The 25,850-nt window shown below is 67.4% G+C and carries 25 protein-coding genes and 2 pseudogenes; 12 read left to right on the top strand and 15 right to left on the bottom strand.

Going from position 1 to position 25,850, the window contains the following annotated elements; genetic code table 11:
* The first annotated feature begins 1 nt into the window (after position 1).
* Positions 2-1,648 (top strand): fatty acid--CoA ligase, encoded by a 1,647-nt coding sequence (locus AC1Q6V_RS09980; protein WP_454750708.1) that lies wholly within the window; start codon positions 2-4, stop codon positions 1,646-1,648.
* 67 nt (positions 1,649-1,715) lie between these two features.
* Here the strand turns inward: AC1Q6V_RS09980 and AC1Q6V_RS09975 are convergent, their stop codons facing one another.
* Genes AC1Q6V_RS09975 through AC1Q6V_RS09960 form a run of 4 tightly spaced genes read right to left on the bottom strand, consistent with a single transcriptional unit; the run spans position 1,716 to position 4,774 of the window.
* Positions 1,716-2,690 (bottom strand): Bug family tripartite tricarboxylate transporter substrate binding protein, encoded by a 975-nt coding sequence (locus tag AC1Q6V_RS09975; protein ID WP_439672223.1) that lies wholly within the window; start codon positions 2,688-2,690, stop codon positions 1,716-1,718.
* Positions 2,691-2,743: 53 nt separating this feature from the next.
* A complete protein-coding gene (locus tag AC1Q6V_RS09970; protein WP_454750709.1) occupies positions 2,744-3,460 on the bottom strand; it encodes a DsbA family oxidoreductase in 717 nt (238 codons plus the stop codon).
* Positions 3,457-3,657: a DUF1289 domain-containing protein gene (locus AC1Q6V_RS09965; protein WP_010810818.1), complete on the bottom strand. Its 201-nt coding sequence runs from the start codon at positions 3,655-3,657 to the stop codon at positions 3,457-3,459. The genes AC1Q6V_RS09970 and AC1Q6V_RS09965 overlap by 4 nt, the downstream gene beginning before the upstream one ends.
* A 58-nt stretch (positions 3,658-3,715) precedes the next feature.
* Entirely contained in the window at positions 3,716-4,774 is a 1,059-nt protein-coding gene (locus AC1Q6V_RS09960; protein ID WP_010810819.1) for a beta-keto acid cleavage family enzyme, read from the bottom strand.
* Between the two features lie 116 nt (positions 4,775-4,890).
* Here AC1Q6V_RS09960 and AC1Q6V_RS09955 point away from each other — a divergent pair, with 116 nt between their 5' ends.
* Positions 4,891-5,892 (top strand): AraC family transcriptional regulator, encoded by a 1,002-nt coding sequence (locus tag AC1Q6V_RS09955; protein WP_010810820.1) that lies wholly within the window; start codon positions 4,891-4,893, stop codon positions 5,890-5,892.
* Between the two features lie 514 nt (positions 5,893-6,406).
* Here AC1Q6V_RS09955 and AC1Q6V_RS09950 read toward each other — a convergent pair.
* The 5 genes from AC1Q6V_RS09950 to argG form a co-directional block, all read right to left on the bottom strand.
* Positions 6,407-7,666 carry an IS256 family transposase gene (locus AC1Q6V_RS09950; RefSeq protein ID WP_454750600.1) on the bottom strand — a complete coding sequence of 420 codons (1,260 nt, stop codon included), beginning with the start codon at positions 7,664-7,666 and terminating at the stop codon, positions 6,407-6,409.
* Positions 7,667-7,854: 188 nt separating this feature from the next.
* Positions 7,855-9,018, bottom strand: a complete 1,164-nt coding sequence (locus tag AC1Q6V_RS09945) for a porin (protein ID WP_010811200.1) — start codon at positions 9,016-9,018, stop codon at positions 7,855-7,857.
* Positions 9,019-9,085: 67 nt separating this feature from the next.
* Positions 9,086-9,676: an RBBP9/YdeN family alpha/beta hydrolase gene (locus tag AC1Q6V_RS09940; protein WP_011617938.1), complete on the bottom strand. Its 591-nt coding sequence runs from the start codon at positions 9,674-9,676 to the stop codon at positions 9,086-9,088.
* Between the two features lie 17 nt (positions 9,677-9,693).
* Positions 9,694-11,034, bottom strand: coding sequence for an MFS transporter (locus tag AC1Q6V_RS09935; RefSeq protein ID WP_010811198.1), 1,341 nt, complete (start codon positions 11,032-11,034; stop codon positions 9,694-9,696).
* A gap of 232 nt (positions 11,035-11,266) precedes the next feature.
* Positions 11,267-12,592 carry an argininosuccinate synthase gene (gene argG / locus AC1Q6V_RS09930; protein WP_010811197.1) on the bottom strand — a complete coding sequence of 442 codons (1,326 nt, stop codon included), beginning with the start codon at positions 12,590-12,592 and terminating at the stop codon, positions 11,267-11,269.
* A 302-nt stretch (positions 12,593-12,894) separates the two neighbouring features.
* Here argG and AC1Q6V_RS09925 point away from each other — a divergent pair, with 302 nt between their 5' ends.
* Genes AC1Q6V_RS09925 through AC1Q6V_RS09915 form a run of 3 tightly spaced genes read left to right on the top strand, consistent with a single transcriptional unit; the run spans position 12,895 to position 15,868 of the window.
* Positions 12,895-14,058, top strand: a complete 1,164-nt coding sequence (locus tag AC1Q6V_RS09925; RefSeq protein WP_011617940.1) for a CaiB/BaiF CoA transferase family protein — start codon at positions 12,895-12,897, stop codon at positions 14,056-14,058.
* Between the two features lie 49 nt (positions 14,059-14,107).
* A complete protein-coding gene (locus AC1Q6V_RS09920; RefSeq protein ID WP_454750601.1) occupies positions 14,108-15,076 on the top strand; it encodes a tripartite tricarboxylate transporter substrate binding protein in 969 nt (322 codons plus the stop codon).
* 15 nt (positions 15,077-15,091) lie between these two features.
* Entirely contained in the window at positions 15,092-15,868 is a 777-nt protein-coding gene (locus tag AC1Q6V_RS09915; RefSeq protein ID WP_010811194.1) for an enoyl-CoA hydratase, read from the top strand.
* A gap of 16 nt (positions 15,869-15,884) precedes the next feature.
* On the opposite strand, the gene AC1Q6V_RS09910 is transcribed toward AC1Q6V_RS09915, so the two are convergent.
* On the bottom strand, positions 15,885-16,832 hold the full coding sequence (locus AC1Q6V_RS09910; protein WP_011617941.1) for a LysR family transcriptional regulator: 948 nt from the start codon (positions 16,830-16,832) through the stop codon (positions 15,885-15,887).
* A 265-nt stretch (positions 16,833-17,097) separates the two neighbouring features.
* Between AC1Q6V_RS09910 and AC1Q6V_RS09905 the strand changes: the two genes are divergently transcribed.
* The 3 genes from AC1Q6V_RS09905 (at position 17,098) to AC1Q6V_RS09895 (ending at position 18,488) form a co-directional block, all read left to right on the top strand.
* Complete coding sequence (locus AC1Q6V_RS09905) at positions 17,098-17,523, top strand: VOC family protein (RefSeq protein ID WP_011617942.1); 426 nt, start codon at positions 17,098-17,100, stop codon at positions 17,521-17,523.
* Positions 17,524-17,609: 86 nt separating this feature from the next.
* Positions 17,610-17,813 carry a SlyX family protein gene (locus AC1Q6V_RS09900; RefSeq protein WP_010811191.1) on the top strand — a complete coding sequence of 68 codons (204 nt, stop codon included), beginning with the start codon at positions 17,610-17,612 and terminating at the stop codon, positions 17,811-17,813.
* Between the two features lie 120 nt (positions 17,814-17,933).
* The gene (locus AC1Q6V_RS09895; RefSeq protein ID WP_010811190.1) at positions 17,934-18,488 is read left to right on the top strand and encodes a DUF1439 domain-containing protein; all 555 of its coding nucleotides are present in this window, start codon (positions 17,934-17,936) and stop codon (positions 18,486-18,488) included.
* 40 nt (positions 18,489-18,528) lie between these two features.
* Here AC1Q6V_RS09895 and AC1Q6V_RS09890 read toward each other — a convergent pair whose 3' ends face one another.
* From AC1Q6V_RS09890 to AC1Q6V_RS09870, 5 genes are all read right to left on the bottom strand, one after another.
* Positions 18,529-19,428: a DMT family transporter gene (locus tag AC1Q6V_RS09890; protein ID WP_454750602.1), complete on the bottom strand. Its 900-nt coding sequence runs from the start codon at positions 19,426-19,428 to the stop codon at positions 18,529-18,531.
* 347 nt (positions 19,429-19,775) lie between these two features.
* Positions 19,776-20,639: an NAD-dependent protein deacetylase gene (locus AC1Q6V_RS09885; protein ID WP_454750603.1), complete on the bottom strand. Its 864-nt coding sequence runs from the start codon at positions 20,637-20,639 to the stop codon at positions 19,776-19,778.
* Complete coding sequence (locus AC1Q6V_RS09880) at positions 20,636-20,818, bottom strand: oxidoreductase-like domain-containing protein (protein ID WP_338031253.1); 183 nt, start codon at positions 20,816-20,818, stop codon at positions 20,636-20,638. The genes AC1Q6V_RS09885 and AC1Q6V_RS09880 overlap by 4 nt, the downstream gene beginning before the upstream one ends.
* Positions 20,819-20,916: 98 nt before the next feature.
* The gene (locus AC1Q6V_RS09875; RefSeq protein ID WP_058697693.1) at positions 20,917-21,243 is read right to left on the bottom strand and encodes a hypothetical protein; all 327 of its coding nucleotides are present in this window, start codon (positions 21,241-21,243) and stop codon (positions 20,917-20,919) included.
* A 45-nt stretch (positions 21,244-21,288) separates the two neighbouring features.
* On the bottom strand, positions 21,289-21,525 hold the full coding sequence (locus AC1Q6V_RS09870; protein ID WP_010811185.1) for a hypothetical protein: 237 nt from the start codon (positions 21,523-21,525) through the stop codon (positions 21,289-21,291).
* Positions 21,526-21,749: 224 nt separating this feature from the next.
* Here AC1Q6V_RS09870 and AC1Q6V_RS09865 point away from each other — a divergent pair, with 224 nt between their 5' ends.
* The 4 genes and pseudogenes from AC1Q6V_RS09865 to AC1Q6V_RS09850 all read left to right on the top strand — a co-directional run bounded on the left by AC1Q6V_RS09865 (position 21,750) and on the right by AC1Q6V_RS09850 (position 25,773).
* The gene (locus tag AC1Q6V_RS09865) at positions 21,750-24,044 is read left to right on the top strand and encodes a patatin-like phospholipase family protein (RefSeq protein WP_454750604.1); all 2,295 of its coding nucleotides are present in this window, start codon (positions 21,750-21,752) and stop codon (positions 24,042-24,044) included.
* Between the two features lie 232 nt (positions 24,045-24,276).
* Positions 24,277-24,402: pseudogene (locus AC1Q6V_RS09860) on the top strand (YeeE/YedE family protein); the annotation flags it as partial.
* 3 nt (positions 24,403-24,405) lie between these two features.
* Positions 24,406-24,796 (top strand): annotated as a pseudogene (locus AC1Q6V_RS09855) (DUF6691 family protein).
* Between the two features lie 128 nt (positions 24,797-24,924).
* Positions 24,925-25,773, top strand: coding sequence for an IclR family transcriptional regulator domain-containing protein (locus AC1Q6V_RS09850; protein ID WP_010811182.1), 849 nt, complete (start codon positions 24,925-24,927; stop codon positions 25,771-25,773).
* Positions 25,774-25,850 lie beyond the last annotated feature (77 nt).

The following is a 25,850-nucleotide window of genomic DNA, read 5'->3' as shown; positions in this document are numbered from 1 at the left end:
CATGCAACCAAACCTTGTGCCTGCGGCGCCGCAGGCTTATGCCTATCCCTTGCTCGTCAGGCAACTGCTGCTCAATTCGCTGTCGCTCTACGGCGACCAGCAGATCACGTACCGCGGGCAACTGCGCCATAGCTATCGCGACTTCCACCGGCGTGTCGGCCGGCTGGCTTCAGCGCTGGCGGCGCAGGGGGTGGCGCACGGCACCACCGTGGCGGTGATGGACTGGGACAGCCACCGCTACCTGGAATGCTATTTCGGCGTGCCGATGATGGGCGCGACGCTGTTCACGGTCAACGTGCGGCTGTCGGCGCAGCAGATCCTGTACACGCTGAACGATTCCGGCGCCGAGGTGGTGCTGCTCCATCCCGACTTCCTGCCGGTGATGGAAGAGATCCGCGGCCAGCTGACCAGCGTGCGCAGCTTTGTCCTGCTGGCCGACGGCCAGCACGTGCCGCCGACATCTCTGCCGTTCTGCGGCGAGTACGAGACGCTGCTGAGCGCGGCCTCGCCCGACTTCGACTTCCCCGAGTTCGACGAGAACACCCGCGCCGCCACCTTCTACACGACGGGCACCACCGGCGATCCCAAGGGCGTGTGCTACAGCCATCGCGATATCGTGCTGCATGCGCTGGCCTCGGCCACCAGCCTGTGCGCGCCGCGCGAAGGACAGCGCCTGCATCGGGAAGACGTCTACATGCCGATCACGCCGATGTTCCACGTGCTCGCCTGGGGCATCCCGTATGTCGCGGTCATGCTCGGGCTGCGCATCGTGCTGCCGGGGCGCTATGCGCCGGACATGCTGCTGCAGTTGCGCGAGACCGAGCGGGTCACGTTCTCGCACTGCGTGCCGACCTTGCTGCAGATGCTGTTGCAGGCGGCGCAGGCAAGCGGCCAGGACTTGTCGGGCTGGAAGCTCATCATCGGCGGCTCGGCGCTGCCGCCGGCGTTGTGCGAGGCTGCCCTCGAGCGCGGTATGGATGTGTTTGCCGGCTATGGCATGTCGGAGACCGGCCCCATCGTCGCGCTGGCACAGTTGCCGCCAGGCGACGCGCATCGCGACCATGAGACCGAAGTGCGCATGCGCTGCTCGACGGGGCGGCCGGTGGCGATGGTGGACTTCCGCCTGGTGGATGAATCGATGCACGAGGTGCCGCGCGACGGCCAGGCGCGCGGCGAGATCGTGCTGCGCGCACCGTTCCTGACCAGGGCATACCATGGCAAGCCCGAGGCATCGGCCGAGCTGTGGGCCGGCGGCTACCTGCATACACAGGACATCGCGGTAATGGGGGCCGACGGCTTCGTGCAGATCGTCGACCGGATCAAGGACGTGATCAAGACCGGCGGCGAATGGGTCTCGTCGATCGAGGTCGAGAGCCTGGTCACGCAGGTGCCGGGCGTGCAGGAGTGCGCGGTCATCGGCGTGCCGGACGCCAGGTGGGGCGAGCGGCCGATGGCATTCGTGGTGCGCAAGCCTGGCACAACGGTGACCGCGGATGCGATTCGTACGTCGCTGCTGGCGCGCGTCGAGGCCAACCGGCTCAGCAAATATGCGGTGCCGGAATCTGAGCGGATCCTGTTTGTCGACGAGATCCCGAAGACCAGCGTCGGCAAGATCGACAAGAAGCGCTTGCGCAGCACCGGCGCCTGAGCCGGCAGCAGGAAGAAGAAAGGGCAGCCTCGGATGAGGCTGCCCTTTTGCGTTGCCGGGAACTGACTCAGGGCTGGATATTGAACGCCTTGACGATGCCGGCATTGCGCTCGAACTCCGTGCGCACTGATTCGCTCAGTTGCGGCAGGGGCTGCGCCGGCAGCGGCTCATAACCGAGCGCCTCCATGCGGTCGCGCACCTTGGCAGAAGCCGCGGCCTTGTAGGCAGCCGCGTGGACCTTCTCGGCCAGTTCGGGCGACAGCTTCGACGACGCAATCACGCCCACCCAGTTGCTGAACTCCATGTCGGGGTAACCCATTTCCGCAAAGGTTGGCACCTGCGGCAGCAGCGCCGAGCGGCTCTTCGACGCCACGGCATAGACCTGCACCTTGCCGGCACGGATCATCGGCAGCGAGGTCACCATGCCGTCGTACATCACGGCAATCTGATTGCCCATCACCTGCGTCAGCGCCGGCGCGGAACCGGCAAAGGGCACATGCTGCAAGTCCAGCCCGGCCTTCTGGTTCATGATCATGCCCGCGTAGTGCGAGGCGGTGCCGGCGCTGTACGAAGCAAAGCTGAGCTTGCCCGGATTGGCCCGGGCGTAGCTGACCAGGCCCTTCAGGTCCTTGGCCGGCAGGCCAGGCGCGCCAATCATCACCATGCGCGAACGCGCCACGGCGGCGACGGGCTTGATGTCTTTCAGCGGGTCGAACGGCTGCTTGAGCACATGCGGGATCTCGGTCAGCACATTGCTGGCGGTGACCATGATGGTCTGGCCATCAGCGGGCGCGGCCAGCATGGTGGTGATGGCAATGCCGCCGCCGGCGCCCGGCTTGTTGTCGACCACCACGGGGTGGCCAAGGTCGGCCGACAGCTGGTCTGCCAGCAGGCGCGCGAGCACGTCCATGGTGCCGCCCGCGGGGGCGGGCACCAGCATCCGGACCGGCTTGCTGGTCCAGGCCATGGCAGCGGGAGCCGCCAGCGCCAGGCCGGCCGCCACGGCGGCGATACGCAGCAGGAATGAAGGGTGGGTGGGCATGTTGTCTCCGTTATGTAGTATGGATCTTCTGTCCAGCATTGCCGGGCGCGGCGTCACCGGGCGGTGAGCGCGATGCCTGGCGGGGGTGGGGAAGCGGGAGACGCGCGGGCCAGCGCCCGCAGCATTGCCTCCAGCAAGGCACGCGGCGGCCTGGCGCCAGCGATCGGCGGCGCACCGTTGATCACAAAGCGCGGCACGCCCAGGCCGGGATTGGGTAGCGGCACATCCTCGCCATGCAGCGGCGGCAGCCATGCCAGGTCTTGCGCAGTGGCCGGTGCCGCCGCTTGCGGCATCGGCATGCCGGAGGCGATCGCCGCGGCGTGCAGCACGCGTGGATCGCCGAGGTCCTCGCCGCGCAGGAAGTACTCTTCAAACAATCGGTCGATCAGCACGGATGCGGCCGCCTCGCCACCAGCCTGGCGCGCATACCGGATCAGGCGATGCGCAAGCACGGTGTTGGGCAGCACTTCGATGCGGTCAAGTTCCAGCGTGATGCCGGCCTCGCGCGCCGCGGCGCATACCTGCGCCTGCCGCAGCGCCACGGCTTCGGCGCTGCCAAGCCGCGCCAGGCTGAACTTGCGATAGGGGATGCCGGCCGGCGGCAGCGTCGGAAACAGGGGACAGCTGCGCCATTCGACCGTGACCGCTACATCGGGCCGTTGCTGGGCCAGCTGCGCCAGCGCTGTTTCAAGATGGCGCTTGCCGATCATGCACCAGGGGCAGACCAGGTCGAACCCGACCTGGATGAAGAGGGAGACGGGCTGGTTCATGGCAGAGCGCCCGTAGCGGCACGCTGCCCGCGGCGGGCCGGCGCCGCCGCCAGCACTTGCGCACGCTCCGCCTCGCTCATCTGCGCCCAGCGCCCGATTTCCAGCCGTGTCCTGGCGCAGCCCTGGCAATAGCGGTTGGCGAGGTCCATGCGGCAGATGTTGATGCAGGGATTGGCGAGGGCGTCAGGGTGATGCATCACGAACTCCGGTAGTGCATGGCAAGGGCCGGCCGGTATGCCGGCCCTGTGGCCAGGGTCAGGCCGCCGCGCGCAGCGGCAGGTTCTTCTGCCCCGCCTTGCGGTTGGGCGCCATGCCATTGGCTTCCAGCGTGGCGTCGGCGCTGTCGTACCAGGTGCCGATGCGGTAGATCTCGCGGGCTTCCTTGCCCGATGCGATCTCGCGGCCCAGTTCATGCGCCACGCGCACGCACTGCTCGATCTGCTGCACCGAGGTCATGCGGTTGCCGTGCTGGTCGATGATGGTGTCTTCGATGCCGCAGCGCGGGTGCAGGCCCATCGCCATCGCCATCATGTTGAACGGCAGCACGTTCTTCAGCAGCGACTCGGCGGTCAGCGTGCAGCCGTCCGGCGCGCGGTGCACGAAGTTGAAGAAGTTGAACGGATTGGGGCCGTCGAAGCCGCCGCCGATGCCGATCCAGGTCAGGTTCAGCGGGCCGGTGTAGACGCCGGCGCGCACCAGCCGCTCCAGCGTTTCCAGCGCGTGCATGCCGGTCAGCTGGAAATGCGGCTGGATGCCCGAGGCCTGCAGCCGGCGCAGGTGCTCTTCCACCCAGCCCGGGCCGGCCGGCACGGTCATTTCGCGATAGGCGGCCTGGTAGGCCGGGTGTTCCAGCGAGGTGCCCTTCAGGTATTCCGGATAGAGCAACTCCATGATGTTCATCTGCGTGGTGTTGATCGCCACGGTCACCTGGTCGGGCTTGGGCTCCAGCTCCGCCAGCATGTGGCGGGTGTCGTCGGACAGCCACTTGGCCGCCTGGCCGTCGTCTTCCGGCGCAAACGAGATCGAGCCGCCCACCTGGATGATCATGTCCGGCACCGCGGCGCGCACGCCGGCGATCAGCTCGTTGAACTTGGACAAGCGCTTGGAGCCCTTGCCGTCCAGTTCGCGCACGTGCAGGTGCAGCACCGTGGCGCCGGCGTTGTAGCAGTCCACGGCTTTCTGGACCTGCTCTTCCATGGTGACGGGGATGTCTTCGGGAAAGTCCTGCGGCATCCATTCCGGGCCATAGGGCGCAACGGTGATCACCACCTTGTCCATGTTTTCGGGGTGCAGGGAATCGTCAAGGAATTGCATGGATGGCTCCGGTTGGTTAGTGGTTGGAGTATCGGTGAACGACCGGCCGCGATTTGACGATTGGGGACATCCGATTTACATTTCGGGACACTCAGGGAAAGCACGGAATCCGCCCAATGTCCTACTATCTGCGCAGCGCCAGCCTGACCAATTACGTGGAAGTCGCGCGTTCGCTGGGGCTCGATCCGTACCAGCAACTGAGGGCGGCAAAGATCAACCGCTCGGTCCTGCTCGATCCCGATATCCGCATCCCCGCGGCCTCGGTCGGCCGCTTGCTGGATGCGTCGGCACACGCCACCGGGGCCGACGATTTCGGCCTGCGCATGGCCGAGCTGCGCGAGTTCTCCAACCTCGGCCCGCTCGCCTTCGTGGTGCGTGAAGAGCCCACGCTGCGCCGCGCGCTGGAGTCGATGGTCCGCTACATGGGCCTGCAGAATGAATCGCTGTCGATGCGTATCGAAGACAGCGATGAACTGGTGATGATCCGGCTGCAGGTGCTCACCGAAGCGCCGGGCACCTTGCGGCAGGCCGCCGACCTCGCGGTCGGCGTGGTGTTCCGGATGCTGAGGCTGTTCCTGGGGCAGTCCTGGCGGCCGCGCAGCATCTGCTTCACCCACCCCGCGCCGGCCAACGCGGCCACGTTTTCACGCGTGTTCGGCATGCCCTGCACCTTCAACCAGGATTTCGACGGCATCGTCTGCCTGGCCTCGGACCTGGAGGCGCCGTTGCCGTCGTATGACCCGGTGATGGCGCAGCAGGTGAAGCACTATCTCGGCACGCTGCTGGCGCAGTCGACCGCGGCGACCATGTCGGACATGGTGCGCAAGCTGGTCTATGCGCTGCTGCCCACCGGACTGTGCTCGGTCGAACGCGTGGCCCAGCACCTGAGCGTCGACCGGCGCACCGTGCATCGGCGGCTCGGGCAGGAACATACGACCTACTCCGACATCCTTGCCGAGGCCCGTGCCGACCTGGTAATCCGCTACCTGGAGAACCGCGAGCGTCCGCTGTCGGAAGTGGCCGCGCTGCTGGGGTTTTCGTCGCTGAGCGCGTTCTCGCGGTGGTTCAGCGGGCGTTTTGGGCGCAGCGTGTCGGCATGGCGGGCGCAGGCGGGGTAATAGAGGAAAGGTTCTTTGCGAATTTGAGGGTGGTGGCTGTTGGCGGGTGTGGTTGATTGGGCTGTCGCTACGCGGTCGGTTGTCGTTCTTGACTAGCGTGGCTGTTTCGCCGGCGTAGCCGGCGACCTACTTCTTGTCCAAGCGACAAGAAGTAGGCAAGAAACGCGTCGCCTATGCGGCTGGCAATCAATTACGCGGCGTCGGTCATATGGGCGGCGGTGCTTGCCGTTTGGATGTGATCGCGGTTCGACCCTGCTACGCCATGTGAGTCAGGGACAGTGCCTGCGATAACCGGCTTTTGAACGATCCCCAAGTCGGGCGGTGGCCCGCGCTCTCGAGCGATATCGCATCAACGCCTTCGGCTGCGCTCCGCGCAAGCGCCCAATGACCGTCAACGCATTTTGAGCCTGCGTAGCAGCCGTAGGCGTCCCCGCGATGCGGGGGCCTGTCAGTTTTTTTGTGTGCAGGGCAGGTAAAGGCTCACCGTCAATTCGACCGGTGAGCCAGCATTATCTCAACGATGCGGATGGGTGAAGCGGTCCTCGTAGAGGATCGCAAACTGGTTCATGGCAGCCTTCCAGTCATGCGTTGAACTGCCCCACTTCCCGGTGATGTTGCGCAGGGCCAGCCACAGGAGCTTGGTCGCCGCCTCATCGCTGGGGAAGTGGCCCCGCGTCTTGATGATCTTGCGCAGTTGCGCATTGATGCTCTCGATCGCGTTGGTCGTGTAGATGATCTTGCGGATCGCCGGCGGGAACGTAAAGAACGGGATCACCTGATCCCAGGCGCGGCGCCAGGACGCGGCGATCGGGGGGTACCGCTCACCCCATTGCCCTTGCTCGAAGGCCTCCAACTCGGCCAGCGCCGCCTCCGCGCTGGGGGCCGTGTACACGGGCTTGAGCGCCGCCGCCACGGCCCGGCGCTCCTTCCAGCTGGCGTATTCCAGGCTGTTGCGGATCAGATGCACGATGCAGATCTGCAATGTCGTGTTCGGGAACACCGCGTTCAGGGCCTGCTCCATGCCCCTGAGCCCATCGGTCACCGCAATCAGGATGTCCTGCGTGCCGCGGGTCTTCAGGTCGTTGAACACCTTCATCCAGAACTTGGCGCCTTCGGTGGTCTCGATCCACAGGCCCAGGATGTCGCGGGTGCCGTCTGGCAGCACGCCCAAGGCCAGGTAGACGGCCTTGTTGCGCACCACGCCATCCTCGCGCATCTTGACCCGCAGCGCGTCGAAGAACACGACCGGATACAGCGCCTCAAGCGGGCGGGCCTGCCAGGCGGTGACCTCGTCCATCACTGCATCGGTCACCGAACTGATGAACTCGGGCGAGACTTCGGTGCCGTACTGTTCGGCCAGAAACGCCTGGATCTCGCGCACGGTCATGCCACGGGCGTACATGGCGATGATCTTGTCATCGAACCCAGTGAAGCGCCGTTCGTGCTTGGGAATCAGGATCGGATCGAAGCTGCCGTCGCGGTCGCGCGGGATGTCGACCCGCAGCGGGCCATCCTCGGTTAGAACGGTCTTGGCGCTCTTGCCGTTGCGCTGGTTGGCTGTGCCAGCCGGGCGCTCCGCGCCCGGCTGGTAGCCCAAGTGATGGCCTAGCTCGGCGCCTAGGGCCCGCTCGATCAGGGCCTTCTTGAATGCCATCGAGGCGTCCTGAACCGCTTCGGCGGTCATCGGACCCTTAACGAAATGAGCGATCAGGTCCTCGGGAATAGCCGGCAGTTCACGGCCTGCGGCTTGGCTGGTCTTCGTCTTGCGTGGCATACATGCTCCTTGGCGACATGTTATGCCCTAAACACAAAATTTCTGACAGGTCCCGATGCGGCTGGCAGCAGGCGGCCTACGCTTTTTGTCGCTCGGACAAAAAGTGACTCGCCGGCTAAGCCGGCGAAACAGCCACGTATGCCAAGAACGACAACCGACCGCATGGCAACAATCCAACTGCAGCCAACTCAAAACTTGTGCCGCATCCCCAAAGCCACGCCAACCATGCTGCGCTGCCCGTTGGCCGCCGCATAGCTGTTGCCCAACGACAGGCTGTTGGCATAGACCGTGGCCAGCGACTCCAGCATCAGCCCGGCATTGCGAGCATAGGCCGTAGACAGGTACACATCCGTGCGCCGCGAGAACGCATAGTTGGCAACAAAAGCAAGCTGCCACGGATTGGCGACCTGCGTATTGCCGAACAGGCTCCTGACATTGTCATAGTTGTACTCCAGCGTCAGCCCCACGGCGGGGGTGACCTGGTAGTTGGCGCCGATCCAGTAATAGTCATCGCGCTGGATCACCACGTCAGCGGCATTCTTGTTCTGACCCCAGCGATAGCCCCCCATGATCTTGGCCGGACCGAAGGCATAGCTCGCCGCCACGACCGCCTTGCGCACGGTGCCATTGCTGGTGCCGATGGTGGGGTTCCACTGGTCATAGCCAATAGTGGCGCCGAACGGCCCGGTGCCATATGCCAGCGAGGCCCCGTAGGCGGTGTCACGCCGGAACTGTCCGGGCACTTCGCCATTGCCGCCGATCGGCGTGGCAATGCCAACCGTTTGCGGCAGCGCCAGCCCGGCGCCGAACGACCAGTGCGCGCGCGCCGTCAGCGGGCCGAACTGGCCGGTGTACTTGACCGTGTTGTCCTCGCGGAAATTGGCGCCCGCCTGCAGCACCACCGGTTCATATTGCGTGGCGTAGGCAGTAGGCGAGAAGTTCGCCAGCGCTTCAAAGATCGACGTGTACTGGCGGCCCAGGCTGAGCTGGCCGATGCCGGCGCGCTGCAGCGCGACAAAGGCCTGGCGGCCGAACAGGCGGCCGCTCTGCTGCATGGTGCCGCTGTCCAGGCTGAAGCCGCTTTCCAGCACGAACGACGCCTGCCATCCCGCACCAAGATCTTCCGCGCCGCGCAGGCCCCAGCGCGACCCGGACAGCCCGCCCGAGGCCATGCGGAACACCTTGTCGCCTGGCCCCGGGTTGAAGCCGTTGGTGGCAACCGGCACAGCGCCGACGCGGTTCACGTACTCGACATTGACGTCCGCCACGCCATACAGCGTGACCGACGATTGCGCGGCGGCCGCCAGCGGACAGCCCAGCATCAGGGCCATGACGGTACTTCTGGTTTTCATTTTTCTCCTCCTTGATTGCCCAGCCTTTGCGGCCGGATTCTTTTGTTGTGCCGCGGATGCGGCGAGGTCACGAATCGCGCGTGACCAGGGTGCCCAGTTCCGCCAGCAAGTCATGGGCACGCGGCCACGGGCCGTAGCCCGCGGCAGGGTTGAGGTGGCCGACGTTGCCCAGGTCCACCAGCCGGCCGCCCCATGCGGCGGCCATCTCCGCGACGCGCGCATGGCTGGCCAAAGGGTCGTTGCCGCTGGCAGCAACCAAAGTTGGGAACGGCAGGGGCGCGAGCGGCGTCGGCAGCCAGCCCCCCTGCACCAGCGCGTCCGGCGCCGGATAGCCGGGCGGCAGCGGCTGCGCGAAATCCGGCGGCGTCACCAGCAGCGCGCCCAGGATCTGGCGCTGGTGCCGTGCCGCCCAGTGCACGGTGATCATCACGCCGGCGCTGTGCGCGACCAGCACGACCGGCTTGTCGATGTCCGCCAGTTCCGCATCGAGTGCAGCGACGCGAGCCGCGCAGCTGAGCTTGTCGTGCTCCAGCGGCGGCACGCAGCGGACGTCGTGCCCCTGCGCCTGCAGTTCGGCTTGCAGCAGCGTTTGCCAGTGCTCGGCGACGTGGTCGCGCAGGCCCGGCACCATCAGGACAGTGTGGGTGGTAGCAGTCATGGTCGGATTGGAAAGAGTCAGGCAGGAATAACGTGAGGCACAGCGTGGCCATCCAGGCGGCGCAGGTCCGCCGCGTAATGCCGGCGACCGAGGCAGAACAGCAGGGCTGCGGCCGCACCGGCCAGCGGAATCCATTGCAGCGCGCCGGTCAGGCCGATGTGGTCGGCCAGCACGCCGGTCAGAAACGGGCCTGGTGCCAGCCCCAGCAGGTTGTTGATCAGGGTCAGCGTGGCAAACGCGGTCGCATGGATGGCAGGCCGCGTCAGGTTGGCCACCATCGCACTGGCGGGGCCGGCGGTGCCGCCCACCACCAGCATGCCCGCGCCGATCAGCACCAGCTGCGCGTGGCCCGCGGGCAGCCGGAACGCCGTCATCAGCAAGACGCAGCAAATCACGCTGTAGGCGATGGCCATCTGCCATTTGCGCGCGGGCACGCGCCGCGCCACGCGGTCGGTCAGCGCACCGCAGGCCACCATGCCTACGCCGGCCATCAGCACCAGCATTGCCGCGGCCACGCCGGCGCGCCCGGTCGCCATGCCGTAGTCGCGCGACAGGAAGCTGGGCAGCCAGCCCAGCAGCGCCGCCATCACCAGCAGCTGCAGCGCACTTCCCGCGCAGGCGCAGAGCATGGAAGGCACCGTCAGCAGCTCGCGTACGATCCGGCGCGGCTCCAGTTGCCGGGCCGAGGCCGCGGCGTCGCCGTTGGCCGCGCCCACGCGTTGCTGGAGCCCGCGCAGCCGATGCTCGCTGATCGTCAGGTAGTAGAGCGCCACCATCACCAGGCCGAAGCCGGCGATCCCGGCAAAGGCGATGCGCCAGCCAAAATGGGCCGACAGAACGCCGCCCAGCCCCATGCCAAGCACCGAGCCGAACGCGCCGCCGGCAATGAATGCCGCGCTGAGGCTGGCGCGCAGATGGCGCGGGAACACCGACACCACCACCGCGATACCCACGCTGCCATAGGCCGCCTCGCCGATGCCGACGCAAAGCCGCGCCAGGAACATCTGGCCGAAGCTGTCCGCCACCGCGCAGCCCAGCGTGGCCAGGCTCCACAGCGCCGCCATCAGGATCAGGCTGCGCACGCGTCCCCAGCGGTCGGCCAGCAGCGACAGCGGAATCGCGAGCACGCCCACCATCAGCGCCACCACGCCGCCGAGCGCGCCCAGCTCTGTATCACCGAGCTGCCATTCGGCCTTCAGCAGCGGAAACACCGCGTTGAGCACCTGGCGCGACATATAGTCCGACAGCAGCAGCGCGAACGTCAGCGCAAAGACGAGCCACGCATAGCGCGGTCCGGCAACAGCCGGCAGGGCCGGCGTGGCCGGCTCTGCGGCAAGGGCAAGGCGAGGTCTGGACATGGGCGTCTCCGGAAGCAGACCGGCGGTCTTCGCGCCGCCGTGCGTTCACAGCCCGCCCCCGAAGGGCGACGAGCGCACGCAGTATCTGGCGATCGGGACCGCGCGGTTTGATATTCCGGGACGTACGTTTGACATTCCGGGACAGCTGGGGAAAACGCCGAGACGAAAAAAAACCGGCACCCGAAGGTGCCGGTTTCTGGCTGGCCCGCCGTCAGGCGAGGCGCGGCGACGCTCAGTCTTCCAGCTTCGGCAGCGAGGCACTGACCTTGGTCGACAGCAGGCCGCTCTTGGCATACGTCTGCAGCTTCTCGCGCGTGTCGACGATATCCAGCGTGCGCATGGTCAGCTGGCCGATACGGTCCAGCGGCGTGAACATCGACTCGCCCTTTTCCATGGTCAGCCGTTCCGGCTTGTAGGTCAGGTTGGGCGAGGTGGTGTTCAGGATCGAGTAGTCGTTGCCGCGGCGCAGTTCGATGGTGACTTCGCCGGTGATGGCGCCGGCCACCCAGCGCTGGGCGGTTTCGCGCAGCATGATGGCTTGCGGGTCGAACCAGCGGCCCTGGTACAGCAGGCGGCCAAGGCGGCGGCCGTTGTCGCGGTACTGCTCGATGGTGTCTTCGTTGTGGATGCCGGTGATCAGGCGCTCATAGGCGATGAACAGCAGCGCCAGGCCCGGGGCTTCGTAGATGCCGCGGCTCTTGGCTTCGATGATGCGGTTCTCGATCTGGTCGCTCATGCCCAGGCCATGGCGGCCGCCGATGCGGTTGGCTTCCATGAACAGGTCGACGCTGTTGGCGAAGGTCTGGCCGTTCAGCGCGACTGGCTGGCCTTCCTCGAAGCGCACGGTGACTTCCTCGCGCTTGACTTCCACGTCATCGCGCCAGAACTGCACGCCCATGATCGGCTGCACGATGCGGATGCCCGAATCCAGGTGCTCCAGGTCCTTGGCCTCGTGGGTGGCGCCCAGCATGTTGGAGTCGGTCGAGTACGCCTTTTCGGCCGACATCTTGTAATCGAAGCCGTTCTGGCGCATGAACTCCGACATCTCGGCGCGGCCGCCCAGTTCGTCGATGAACTGCTGGTCCAGCCACGGCTTGTAGATCTGCAGGCCGGGGTTGGTCAGGAGACCGTAGCGGTAGAAGCGCTCGATGTCATTGCCCTTGAACGTGCTGCCATCGCCCCAGATATTGACGCCATCTTCCTTCATCGCAGCAACCAGCATGGTGCCGGTGACGGCGCGGCCGATCGGGGTGGTGTTGAAGTAGGTGATGCCGGCGGTCGAGATATGGAACGCGCCGCACTGCATGGCGGCGATGCCTTCGGCCACCAGTTGCGTGCGGCAGTCGACCAGGCGGGCTTCCTCGGCGCCGTAGGCCTTGGCGCGGCGCGGGATGTCCTCGTAGTCGGGCTCGTCGGGCTGGCCCAGGTTGGCGGTGTAGGCGTAGGGGACAGCGCCCTTCTGGCGCATCCAGAGGAGTGCCGCGCTGGTGTCAAGGCCGCCGGAGAAGGCGATTCCGACGCGCTGGCCGGAAGGAATGTGCTGCAGGATGGTAGTCATCGCCAGAAAATCTAAGTGAATTTGTCGGCTCTTGGGCGGGCTTCCAATACGCGCGCCGGGGCGGCGGGAAGCACGGCGACGCGGCCGGCCGAGTCACGCGCCGCGTCAGTGCCAAACGCGAATTGTGACACGGCAGCGCCCACGCGCCAAACGCGGGGACTGGCGGGGGCGCCGGCGCCACCTGCATCCGGGCCCGCCGGACCATTCAAATCCCGCGAACGCGCCTTTCAAAACTCTCGACTGGTTCGCGCCAGGACCCCTCCCTATACTCCGCCGCACTGTTGTCTGAAAGCGGAGTCGTCATGCTGCATCGTGCCCTGGAAGGAGTCCGGGTCCTGGACCTGTCGCGCATCCTGGCCGGTCCCTGGTGTACCCAGAACCTGGCCGACCTGGGCGCCGAGGTAACCAAGGTCGAGCACCCGGAGCGCGGCGACGATACCCGCGGCTGGGGCCCGCCCTACCTGGAAGCGCCCGAGGGCAGCGGCGACACCCGGCGCCTGTCCGGCTACTTCATCTGCTGCAACCGCGGCAAGCGCTCGGTCGCGATCGACTACGGCACGCCCGAGGGCGCGGCGCAGGTACGTGAGCTGGCGCGCGAGGCCGACGTGCTGGTCGAGAACTACAAGGTCGGCACGCTGCGCCGCTACGGGCTGGACTACGACACGCTCAAGGCGCTCAACCCGCGCCTGGTCTACCTGTCGATCACCGGCTTCGGCCAGAGCGGGCCGATGGCGGACAAACCCGGCTACGACTATGTATTCCAGGGCATGGGCGGGCTGATGAGCTACACCGGCCAGCCCGACGGCACGCCCGGCGCCGGGCCGCTGCGCACCGGCGTCGCCGTGGTCGACCTGAGCACCGGCATGTATGCCACCTCCGCAGTCCTGGCCGCGCTGTACCAGCGCCAGGCGACCGGGCTCGGTGCGCACCTGGATATCGCGCTGCTCGATGTCGCGGTGGCGATGAACGCCAACCAGGCTGCCAACTACCTGGTGTCGGGCCAGAACCCGCAGCGCAGCGGCAACGCTCATCCCAACTGCGCGCCCTATGAGGTGTTCCGCTGCGCCGACGGCCACCTGATCCTGGCGATCGGCAATGACAGCCAGTTTGCGCGCTTCTGCGCCGTTGCCGGCATGCCGGATCTTGCGCAGGACCCGCGCTATGCCACCAATTCCGCGCGCATCGAACACCTGCCCGCGCTGCGCGCCCTGCTGACCGATCTCTTCCCCACGCGCACCCGCGCTGCGTGGACCGATGCCTTCGATGCGGCCGGCGTGCCCTGGGGGCCGATCCACACCATGGCCGAAGTCTTCGCCCACCCGCAGGTCCAGCACCGCGGGCTGATGCAGATGGCCGAACACCCCGTCATGGGCCGCGTACCCATGGTGCGCAACCCGATGCTGGCCGGGCACGACCTGCCGCTGCCACCGCCGCCGCTGCTGGGCGAACACAGCCCGGCGGGCTGAACGGCGCGCAGCTACCCACGAGACCAAAAACACCGACACGGAGACACCGATGAAACCGACCTTCACCGCCATCGCGCTGCTGGCGGCATGCGCAAGCGGCGCCGCACATGCAAGCGCGTATCCCGACCGGCCGATCAAGCTGATCGTCCCCTACGCCGCCGGCGGCACCACCGACATCATTGCCCGCATCGTCGGCACGCGCCTGGGCCCGGTGCTGGGGCAACCGGTGGTGGTCGAGAACCGCCCGGGCGCCGGCGGCGCGGTCGGCAGCGCCTACGCGGCCAGGCAGCCGGCCGACGGCTACACGCTGGTGATGGAGGTGGAGAGCTCGCACGCCGTCAACCCCAACGTCTACCTGAAGACCGCCTATGACCCGGTCAAGGACTTCGCGCCGGTCAGCAACCTGGCCGACGTGCCCAACGTGCTGGTGGTCAACCCGGCATTCCCGGCCACGGACCTGCAGTCGTTCATCAAGCTGCTGAAGGCCAACCCGGGCAAGTACTCGTTCGGCTCGTCCGGCAACGGCGGACTGAGCCATATGAACGGCGAGCTGTTCATGAACGCCACCGGCACGCGCAGGCTGCACGTGCCATACAAGGGCCTGGGCCCGGCGCTCAACGATGCGGTGGCAGGCCAGATCCAGGTGGTGTTCGACAATATCCCGTCGTCGTCTGGCCTGATCCAGGGCGGGCGCCTGAAGCCGCTGGCGGTCGCCGCGCAGCAGCGCCTGAAGGTGCTGCCCAATGTGCCGACCTATGCCGAGGCCGGCCTGCCGGCGATGAACAACCCGTCGTGGTTCGGCCTGGGCGCACCGGCGGGCACGCCCTCGGCCATTCTCGACAAGCTCAACGACGCCGTGCGCCAGGTATTGGCCGAGCCCGAGGTGATCGCCGCCATCGAGAAACAAGGTGCGATCCCGGCACCGAGTTCGCGCAAGGCCTTCGGCGACCTGATCCGGGCGCAGAATGCGCACTGGAAGCAAGTCGTCGAGGACATCCATTTCACCAGGCTCCAGTAAGCCACAAGGAACGACATGAGCGCACTTCAGCAAGAACCGCACGCCGGCGTCGAGATCGACGCGCGCGGCATCGCCACCGTCACCATCCGCGAGGCGGGCTCGCTCAATATCCTGAGCACGCCGGTGATCGCATCGCTCACGCGCGCCATCGAAGCGCTGGCCGGCAATGACGCGGTACGCGTGCTGGTGCTGCGCGGCGCCGGCGAGAAAGGCTTTGTCGGCGGTGCCGACATCAAGGAAATGGCCGCACTGGACCGCGCCAGCGCCGAGGCCTTCATCAGCGGCCTGCGCCGCCTGTGCGACGCCGTGCGCCACCTGCCGGTGCCGGTGATCGCGCGCATGCCGGGCTGGTGCCTGGGCGGCGGGCTGGAACTGGCGCTGGCGTGCGATATCCGCATCGCCGCCGACAACGCGCAGCTGGGCATGCCGGAAGTGAAGGTCGGCATCCCGTCGGTGATCCACGCCGCGCTGATGCCGCGCCTGATCGGCAATGCGCGCACGGCGTGGATGCTGCTGACGGGCGAGATCACCGATGCCGCCGAGGCGCTGCAATGGGGGCTGGTGAGCCGCGTGGTGCCGCTGGCGGAGCTGGACCTGGAAATCGAACGCGTGGCCGCGCTGCTGGCCGGCTTCGGCCCGGTCGCGGTGCGCCAGCAGAAGCGCCTGCTGCGCGAGTGGGAAGATGCGCCGCTGGAAGTCTCGATCAACAACAGCGTGACCGAGTTCGGCAGCGCCTTCGACACCGGCGAGCCACAGCAGCACATGGCCACCTTCCTGAACCGCAAGCGCTGAAGCGCGGGGAAAGTGTTTACGGCGCCGTGGCTGCCACGGCGCCGCCTTCGCGCGTGGCCACCACGCGCGGATCGTTCAGCAGGAACTGCGCAAAGGCCTCGGCAAACGCCGGCAGCTTGCCGTCGGCGCGCACGATCAGGTTCAGTTCGCGCAGCGCCCACGGCTCTGCCAGCCGCACCCCCACCACGCGCGCCTCGCGCAGGGCCTGCGCCGCCACGCTGCGCGGTACCAGCGCCACCCCCACTCCGGCCTCGGCCAGCGACAACACCGCATCGAAGCTGTGCGCATGCAGCCGCACGTTGGGCCCCTTGCCCGCGCGCTGCGCCATGTCGCGCAGGAACAGGAAGTTGCTGCTGGTGCGGCTCATGCAGACAAAGTCGAAGGCCAGCGCCGCGCCGAAGCGCACTTCGGGCTCGCGCGCCAGCGGGTGATCCGCGGCCACCGCAAGGATCAGCTCGTCGCGCGCGTAGCGCACCGAGCGCACCCCGGTGGCTTCGCCGCCCGTCTGGAAATCGCCCGCCAGGATGCCGACATCGGCTTCATGGGCCGCCACCGCCGCCAGGATCGACTGGCTGGCGCGCTCCTCCAGGTCGATGTTCACATCCGGGTTGGCCAGCAGGAAGCGGCTCACGCTCGGGATGATGAAACCGTTGAGCGAACTGCTGTTGGCCAGCAGCCGGATATTGCCCTTCAGTCCGGCAGAAAAGCGTCCCACCTCGCCGTGCATGCGCTCGACGCCAAGCAGCAGTTCGCGCACATGGACCAGCAGGGTTTCGCCGGCCGGCGTCAGCTCCATGCCGCGCGCGGTACGCACGAACAGCGGCGTGCCCATCGCGTGCTCCAGGTTCTTCAGCCGGTAGCTCGCCGCCGACGCGGTGATATGCGTGGCCGAAGCGCCACCTGACAGGCTTTGCGCATCGGCAATGGCCTGGAACAGGCGCAGGTCGGTCAGTTCGTAACGCAAGGCAACTCCGTTTGGGGCAGGACGGTCGAAAGGATTGGCGCTTGGTGGTGTCGCGGCCATTCTAGTGCAGCACCGTGGACTTCCCGCCCGCCCTCCAGTCTGCACACACTCCGCCCATTTAATGTGGACGTCGTCCATTTTCTTTGCTAAGGTATTGTGGACGGCGTACACAAAAGCATGCGCCAGTTGCCAGCGCGCCGCCTGATTCGCGCGCCATGCCGATATCCACGGCCGCCCGAGCGGCGGCCTGCCTACAGGAGTTGTCATGCAAGTCCAGCCCTATCTGTTCTTCGAAGGCCGTTGCGATGAAGCCGTTGAGTTCTATAAGAAGATTCTCGGCGCCAAGGTCAACATGCGGATGACGTTCAAGGACAACCCGGAGGCCGGCAAGGGCGGCGAGGGTTGCCAGCCCGGCGCCGGCACCGAAGACAAGGTCATGCACATGGAGTTCCAGATCGGCGACAGCGTGATCATGGCCTCCGACGGCCGCTGCTCGAACCAGCCCGACTTCCATGGCTTCGCCCTGTCGATCAACTATCCTGACAAGGCTGCGGTCGAAAAGGCCTTCAACGGCCTGAAGGAAGGCGGCCAGGTAGTGATGCCGCTGGACAAGACTTTCTTTGCCGACCAGTTCGGCATGGTCACCGACCGCTTCGGCATCATGTGGATGCTGCTGTCGGCACCGAAGTAAGCCGCGCATCGCGCAGTTTTCCCGGCAGCGACGCGCCCCTTGAGCATAAGGGCTTACAATGCGCCGCCTGCCGGAGAAACCACGCCATGGACGATCGCATCAACGAACTCGAAATCAAGCTCGCCTTCCAGGAAGACCTGCTTGATACCCTGAACAGCACCGTGGCGCGCCAGCAGCAGCAGATCGACCTGCTGCAGGAGCAGTTCCGCGCGCTGTACCAGCAGGTGCGCAGCGCCGCCACCACCGCGGCCGAAGCCGATCCCCAGCAGGAAATCCCGCCGCACTACTGATCGACGCGGCCCGCGCCATGCAGGCCGATCGCCGATGTGACGGAACGCCACCCCGCCCGCGCGGTCTGACAGGCTGGCTCCATTCACCGCCGCCCTCGACAGGCGCGCCCCATCCGCCACATGCGTCTGAAACTTTCCCTGCTGATTGCCGCCGCCTGCGTCGCTGGTGCCTCCTCGGCACTGGCCGGCTACAACATCTGGACCGGCGAGTACTCCCTCTCCCGGCAGGAACTGCAGACCGCGCTGGACCAGCGCTTCCCCGCCACGCTGCGCTACGCCGAAGTCGTCAGCGTGCAGCTCAGCCATCCCCGGCTGGTGCTGGACGAGGCCAACAACCGCGTCACCACCCATGTCGACGCACGCCTGACCAACGCCTTGCTGCCCTCCCCGCCGGTAGACGGCAAGCTCGCGCTGAACAGCGGCGTGCGCTACGACCCGGCCAAACGCGCGGTGCTGCTCGACAACCCGACCGTACAGCAGGTGGAAGTCGCCGGCATGGGGCAATACCGCGAGCAGCTCAACGCCATCGGCGCTGTGGTTGCGCAGCAATTGCTGAAGGACTATCCGGTCTATACGTTCAAACCCGAAGAACTGCGCGTCGGCGGCAAGGACGTGGAGCCGGGGGCGATTACCGTGGGCAAGGATGAGGTGCGGGTGGAGGTGAAGCAGCGGTAGGCATAGCCTGCGGGCCAGGCTCGCTCCTTCTTCCTCTACCTCAACCCCGGCCACCTCTGAACACCACCCCCAACCCCGCCAGCACCGCCCCCATCCCCGCCATCGCCAGCGGCGCCATGCGGTTGCCCAGCAGCAGGTAGTCGAGCACCGCCGTGCCCGCCGGCACCAGGTAGAACAGGCTGGTGACGTTGACCAGATTGCCCGCGCGGATCAGGCGGTAGAACAGCAGCGTCGCGCCGATCGAAATGACCAGCGCCAGCCACAACAGCGGCGCAGCAAAAGCCAGCGAAGCATCGAAGGCGAAGGGCTGGAAAGGCAGGCACAGCAGGCAGGCCGCGAGGCTCACGCCGTATTGCAGCGGCAGCACTTCTGCGGGTGCGCGCGTGATGCGCTTCTGCAGGATGGCGCCGACGGTCGTGCTGGCGAGCGAGGCCAGCGCGCACAGCACGCCTGCCAGCGACAGCCTGGCCAGCAGCAGGCTGTCCGCCACCACCATGGACAGCCCGGCGAGCGCGAGGGCCAGGCCCGCCATGCGAGCGGCGCTGAAGCGCCGCTCGGTCAGCAGCAGCGTCAGCATCGGCTGGGCACCAAGCACGGTGGCGAGCACGCCGGGTGTCATGCCGTGGTCGAGTGCAAGGAAGTAAAAGACGGAGTAGCCGCCGATCAGCAGCAAGCCGGTCAGGGCGGTGTACCGCCACTCGCCGCGCGGCGGCAGCAGGCGGTGCCTGGCCAGGCCGATCGCGCCCAGCACGGCGCAGACCAGCGCGAAGCGCAGCGTCAGCAAGGCGAAGGGCGTGGCGTGGTCTAGGGCCAGCCGGGCGGCGATGGCGCCGCTGCTCCACAGCAGCACGAAGAGGGGCGTGGCCCAGGCGGAAGTGTTGGTGGTGCGTGTGCCGGTGGCGCCGTCGAAATGCGCCGTGCAGTCTTTGTCGGTTGTCATGGATGTCATCTGTCGTCAGCTTGGCAGGCTCCGGCGACGCGCATGCGGCCATGGCACGGCGGCAGCGCGCACAGGCGTGCGGCTGCCGTGCGCACAGGCACACGGATGCGGGACTACCGGAGACGAATGAGGCTGGGGGGCGTGCCCGTCAGCCGCGCGGCGGCGGGTGCACACCGCCGATGTGCGGCGGCGGCGCGACAGATGTGAACGCAGGCTGGCGACGCACGCATGGCAACGCGCGGCCCGGGGGCGCGGCGTTGACGGGGCGTTGGCGGTCTGCGGTCATGGCGGGAATTGAAGACTTCGAAGATGTGGTCTGGCGATGCTATGCCTGTGCGGCCATCGCGTCAACGCGATTCGGTTGTGCGCTGCTCCAGCCGGGACACCAGCGCCTGCAGCGTCGGCGCGCATCCGGCTTCCACCTTCAGCGCCAGCATCGCGTCCGCCCGCGTGGTGCCCAGGTTGAGCGCGGCCACGGGCTTGCCCATCTGTCCGGCCCAGACGCAGAAGCGGTAGCCGGAATAGACCATCAGCGACGAACCGACCACGAGCATGGCATCCGCTGCTTCCAGCGCCGCGCGGGCGGCATCTACCCGCGGGCGCGGCACGGATTCGCCAAAGAACACCACGTCCGGCTTGAGGATGCCGCTGCAGCGCCCGCACTCGGGCACGCGGAACTGCGCGAACAGCGGCGATTCGAAATGCACGTCGCCATCGGCGGCGGGCTCGGCGATCACGTCGCGCAGCGCGGCGTTCTGTGCCAGCAGCCAGTCCTGCAGGCCGGCGCGGTCATGGCGCGTGCCACAGTCCAGGCAGATGGCGCTGGCCAGGCTGCCATGCAGTTCGATCACACCCTCGCTGCCGGCGCGCTGGTGCAGGCCGTCGACATTCTGCGTGACCAGCGCCGTGAGCCGGCCGTGCGCGCCAAGGCGCGACAGCGCATGGTGCGCGGCATTGGGCCGCGCCTGCCACGCCACCGGCCAGCCCAGCATGCTGCGCGCCCAGTAGCGCTGGCGCCCCGCGTGCGAGCCCAGGAAGGCCTGCAGCGTGATCGGCTGCGAGCGCTGCCACTGGCCGCGCGCGTCACGGTAGCCGGGAATGCCGGAATCGGTGCTGATACCCGCGCCGGTCAGCACGAACAGGCGCGGGTGGCGCTGCACGAAATCGAACAGCGCGGACGTCGGGTGCGGGAGTTGCAGCGGCTCGCTCAATTTGCCGGATCCTCGGCATGACGCGCCGCCTGGCGCGCTTCCCAGGCGCGCAGCTCCTCGCGGTAGCGGTCCATTTCCTGGTAGTAGTAGTCGAAGATGCAGGGATCGCAGCCGGAGCCGCAGCACTCGTCATCGCCGGGCCGCTCTGGCGGCACCGGGCGGGGGTCGTCGGGGGACACGGCAGGGGACGCTTGGGACACTGACAGTTCGCGAACAGGCGCGTTGGCGGATCAACCGCCAGTATATTCCCGCCGGCCCCGGCCTGCCGCCGGACCCCTCAGTGGCTGAGCAGCCCTTCGCCGACCGGGATCACCAGCGCCGTGCCCGCCAGGCAGGCGATGTCGTCCTCGGCAAGCCGGCGCGACACCACGCTGGCCAGCCTGGCGCCGATGCGGGCAAGTTCGGCGGCGTCGGCCAGGTAGACGGCGTCGATCACGCTCTGGTCGAACTGCAGGGTCGCGCTCAGGCGGCAGCGTCCGGGCGAGCCGGCCGGCTCGGCCTGCCAGCTGACCTGCACCTGATTGCCGTCGCTGCGGTGGTATTCGGCCGACATCGGAAACAGCCGGCAGGTATGCGCGCGGGCCCACTCGACCAGGGCAGTCATGGCGATTCCCCTTTGGCGGGACAGCGCGTCCGCCGGTACGCCGCGTCAGCGGCTCAGTACATGGTAGAGCCAGTCGTGCGCGCGTGCCGGCACGCCCAGCGCGCTGGCATCGATGCGCCGCCCCTGCACCCGCAGTGTGCCTTCGTGCAGGGCATCAACCGCTGCCTGGGCATCCGGGAACCTCCCCATCACGCCATTGCCCAGCATCAGCATCCAGTCCTTCTCGCGGGGAATGAGCGTGAGCTGTCCCGCTGCGGTCTGGCAAAAGAAATAACCGTACATGCAACCCCCAAGCACCTCGCCTGTGTCCATCTTAGAGCAGGGCACCATGGGGCCGCGTGCCGATCTGCACGCTTCCGAACGGCGTGATGAATTGTTTTTGCACGGCCGCGAGGGGGCGGCCAGAATGCCGCATTTTGCCCGAAGATAGGCGGACCTCCCCGCGCGGCTGATGCCGGGCCGGGCTACTGCCGCCCGTTGCGGCCGACAGCGAACCCCACGGTGCCATGAAGGCAGCCTCATTCCATTGCTTGCACAAACTGCTCGTGCCGGCGGTCCTGGCACTGGCTGCGGGCTCGGTCCTGGCCGCTGAGCCGGCATCCATGCCGACGGCCTCGGGCATCGAGCTGCCCGCAAACCAGGCCGCGGCAGCCACGCCGCAGGTGGCCGCGGGCGCGCGCCCCCGCATCTGCCTGGTGCTCTCGGGCGGCGGCGCGCGCGGCGCGGCCCATATCGGCGTGCTCAAGGTGCTGGAGGCGATGCGCATCCCGGTCGACTGCATCGCAGGCACCAGCATGGGTTCGCTGGTGGGGGGCGCCTATGCCACCGGCATGGCTCCCGCCGAAATGGAGCGGCTGGTCGGCGGCCTGAGCACCGACAGGATCTTCAAGGAACGCCCGCCGCGCCAGGACCTGACCATCCGGCGCAAGCAGGACGATTTCACCAACCTGTTCACGCCCGAGATCGGAGTGCAGGCCAGCGGCCTCTTGCTGCCCAAGGGCGCGGTCTCGGGCGTGCAGTTGGAGACCGTGCTGCGCCAGCTGGCCAAGGTGCCCGGCTACCGGGACTTCGACCAGTTTCCGATTCCCTACCGCGCTGTCGCCACCGACCTGGTGGCAGGCACGCCGGTGGTGTTCAGCCAGGGCGAGCTAGCCAACGTGATGCGCGCCAGCATGTCGGTGCCGGGCGCGGTGGCGCCGGCCGAGTACGAGGGGCGGCTGCTGGTCGACGGCGGCCTGACCGACAACCTGCCGGTGGACGTGGCGCGCAGGATGGGCGCCGATATCGTGATCGCGGTGAACCTGGGCACGCCGCTGATGAGGCGTGAGGAACTGACCTCGATCATCGGCGTGACCGGCCAGATGCTCAATATCCTGACCGAGCAGAACGTGCGTGCGTCGCTGGCCTCGCTGCGGCCCACCGACGTGCTGATCGAGCCGGCGCTGGGCGATTTTTCCGCGACCGACTTCGACCATCTGCCGGCAACCATCCCCATCGGCGAGGCTGCCGCGCGCAAGGTCGCCGACCGCCTCGCGCCGCTGGCGCTGCCGCCGGCGCAATATACACAACTGCGCGCCAGGCAACAGGCGGTGCAGCCGCCTGACACCCGCCCGGTCGATGAGATCCGGCTGGCGCCGCTGCAGCGCGTCAACCCGGACTACGCCACCGCGGTGATGGAAACCAAGCCCGGGCAGCCGGTCGACCAGGCCACGCTGGACCAGGACATGCGCCGCCTGTTCGGCACCGGCGACTTCGAGCACGTCAACTACGGCATCCTGGAAGAGCCCGGCAAGCGCGTGCTGGCGGTCAATGCGGTGGAGAAATCCTACGGCCCCGACTACCTGCGCTTCGGGCTCGGGCTGAGCTCGGATTTCCGCGGCGATGCCTACTTCAACCTGGTGGGCAGCTACCGGCGCACCTGGCTCAATGCGCTTGGCGCCGAATGGCGCACCGATGCGCAGGTGGGCCAGACCTCGTCGCTGATCAGTGAGTTCTACCAGCCTCTGGATACGCGCCAGTATTTCTTTATCGCGCCGCGCATCGAGCTGGAGCGGCGCCCGGTCAATGTCTTCCAGGGCAGCACGCGCATCGCCACCTATGACCTGCGCCGCTTTGACGTCGCGCTGGACGCGGGCAGCCAGTTCACCAAGTACGGCGAGCTGCGCGTGGGCTTGCAGACCGGCGCGGAACACGCCACGCTGAGCACCGGCCCGGAGTCGCTGTCGCCAGGCCCGGGCAATATCCGGCGCGGCGCCATCACCGGGCGGCTCATCTTCGACCAGCTCGACAGCGTCGACTTCCCGCGCTTCGGCTATGCGGCCCGGTTTCACATCTACGGCTCGCAGCCGGGGCTGGGTGCCGACCAGGCTTATGTCAAGGCGCAGGCGGACGGCATCTATGCCCACTCGTTCGGCGACAACACGGTCTCGCTGGCCTTCAAGGTCGGCAGCAATATCGGCGGCAAGCCGCTGCCGCGCTATGACCTGTTCCAGTGGGGCGGCTTCCTGCAGCAATCCGGTTATGCCACCGGGCAACTGCTGGGCGGCAACCTGCAGTTTGCGCGGCTGGTCTACTACAACAAGCTGGCGCGCCAGACCCTGCTGCAAGGCGTGTACGCAGGCTTTTCGCTGGAGGCGGGCCGCATGGGCGACCCGCTGGTGCCGGGGAGCCCGACCGGGCTGCTCAAGTCCGGCTCGGTCTTCCTGGCGCTGGACAGTCCGCTGGGCCCGCTTTACCTGGCCTATGGCCGCGCCGCCGCAGGCACATACAGCTTTTACCTGTTCCTGGGTAAACCCTTCTGAGCCGGTCAGCATAAGCATCCAGAAAATGTGAGCCGGCCGCACCCTACCAAAGTTGTATGTAATGTCTTAATTCAAATGTCTATACTTTTTACGTCACCAAGACCCCCTCTTGAATGACGACCTTCCCCGGTCGCCGCTCCCCAGCGGCGACATTTTTTTTGGGCGCCCGCCTGGCATGCGGCGCCTATGATCCGCGCCTCGGGCTGCACTGGCGGGCGCTCCGCGCCTTTGCTGCACCAGCGGGCACGGCGTGTGCGGCCTGTCGCGGGGCTCGGTGCGCTCGCTGGCCGCCACGGTGACCTTCATGGCGGCGGGCTTCCTGACGGTGCTGGTGCAGCGCCATTGGCTGGGAGGCTGACCGATGGGCACGCTCTTCTCATTGCTGGCCGGGCTGGTTTCGGCATCGGCCTGATCCTGTCCGGCATGGCCAACCCGACCAAGGGGCCTGGGACCCGTCGCTCGCCTTTGTCATGGCCGGCGCGATCCTGGTGGGAGTGGTGGCCTTCGCACTGGCGCGCCGGCGCCAGCGCTCCTGGCTGGGGCTGTCGATGCAGTGGCCGGCGCTGGCCGCGGTCACGCCGCGGCTGGTGCTGGGCAGCGCCGCGTTCGGCGTGGGCTGGGGCCTCGCGGGCTTCTGCCCGGGCCCGGCGCTGGTGGCGCTGGGTGCCGGCTATGCCAAGGCCTGGGGCTTTGTCGGCGCCATGCTGGCTGGCATGGCGCTCTACGAGATCGCGGAGCGGCGCGGGCGTTGATGCCGTGCAGCATCCGGCCCGCGTGCCATGCGGGCGATGCGCGCATGCAGCAAAGGCTGGCCCCTGGCGGCCAGCCGGTTTAAGATTGCGCGATTATCGGACAACAAGCCCAGACAACACACCTCCCAATGGACGTCCTCCGCCCCCTCGGTCTTGGCCATGCACAGGCCGACACCGTCCGCGTTGCCCGGCCCCAGGCCGACCTGCTCGCCAGTTTTGCCGGCGATCCCAACTTCATGCTGTCGCTGGCGCGCGGGCTGACCGTGCTGGAGGCGTTCTCGGAACGCAAGCGCCCGCTGACGATCTCGCAGGTGGCGCAGCGCACGCAGCTGTCGCGCGCCTCGGTGCGGCGCTGCCTCTATACGCTGGAACAGCTCGGCTACGTCAGCCAGCAGGACGGCCAGTTCGCGCTGCGGCCGCGCGTGCTGCACCTGGGCCACGCGTATTTCTCGTCGACCTCGCTGGTGTCTCTGGCGCAGCCGATCCTGGACAACCTGAGCGCGCGCATCCACGAGACCTGCACGCTGGCGATCCTGGACGGCACCGACATCCTGTACCTGGTGCGCTCCGAAGTGCAGCGGGTGCTGAACTATTCGCTAGGCATGGGCAGCCGCCTGCCGGCCTACTGCACCTCCAACGGCCGGCTGCTGCTGGCGCACCAGCCCGCCACGGTGCTGGACGGCTTCTTCGAGCACGCCGAACTGCGCCCGCGCACGCTGCAGACCAAGGTCTCGCGCCAGGAGCTGGAAGCATGCTTCGAGCGCGCCCGCGAAGTGGACTACGTGATCGTCGATGAGGAGCTGGAACCGGGCCTGCGCGCGATGGCCGTCCCGGTGCGCTCGGCCTCGGGCATCGTGCTGGCGGGGCTGAGCGTGAGCGTGCGCGCCGCGCGTGTCTCTGAAACAGAGATGATCTCGCGGCTGCTGCCGCCGATACGCGAAGCCGCGGCGGCAATTGGCCGGCTGATCGGCTCCTGATTGCCGCTGACTACCCGGGCAGCCGCACGGGATTGAGGTAAGCCGGGTCCGGGTTGCGCGGCCTCGGCACCAGTGCT

Source organism: Cupriavidus sp. GW823-FHT07B10, from assembly GCF_058794355.1.
Note: the sequence above shows the minus strand (reverse complement) of the source record. Positions and strands in the feature narration are given on the sequence as shown.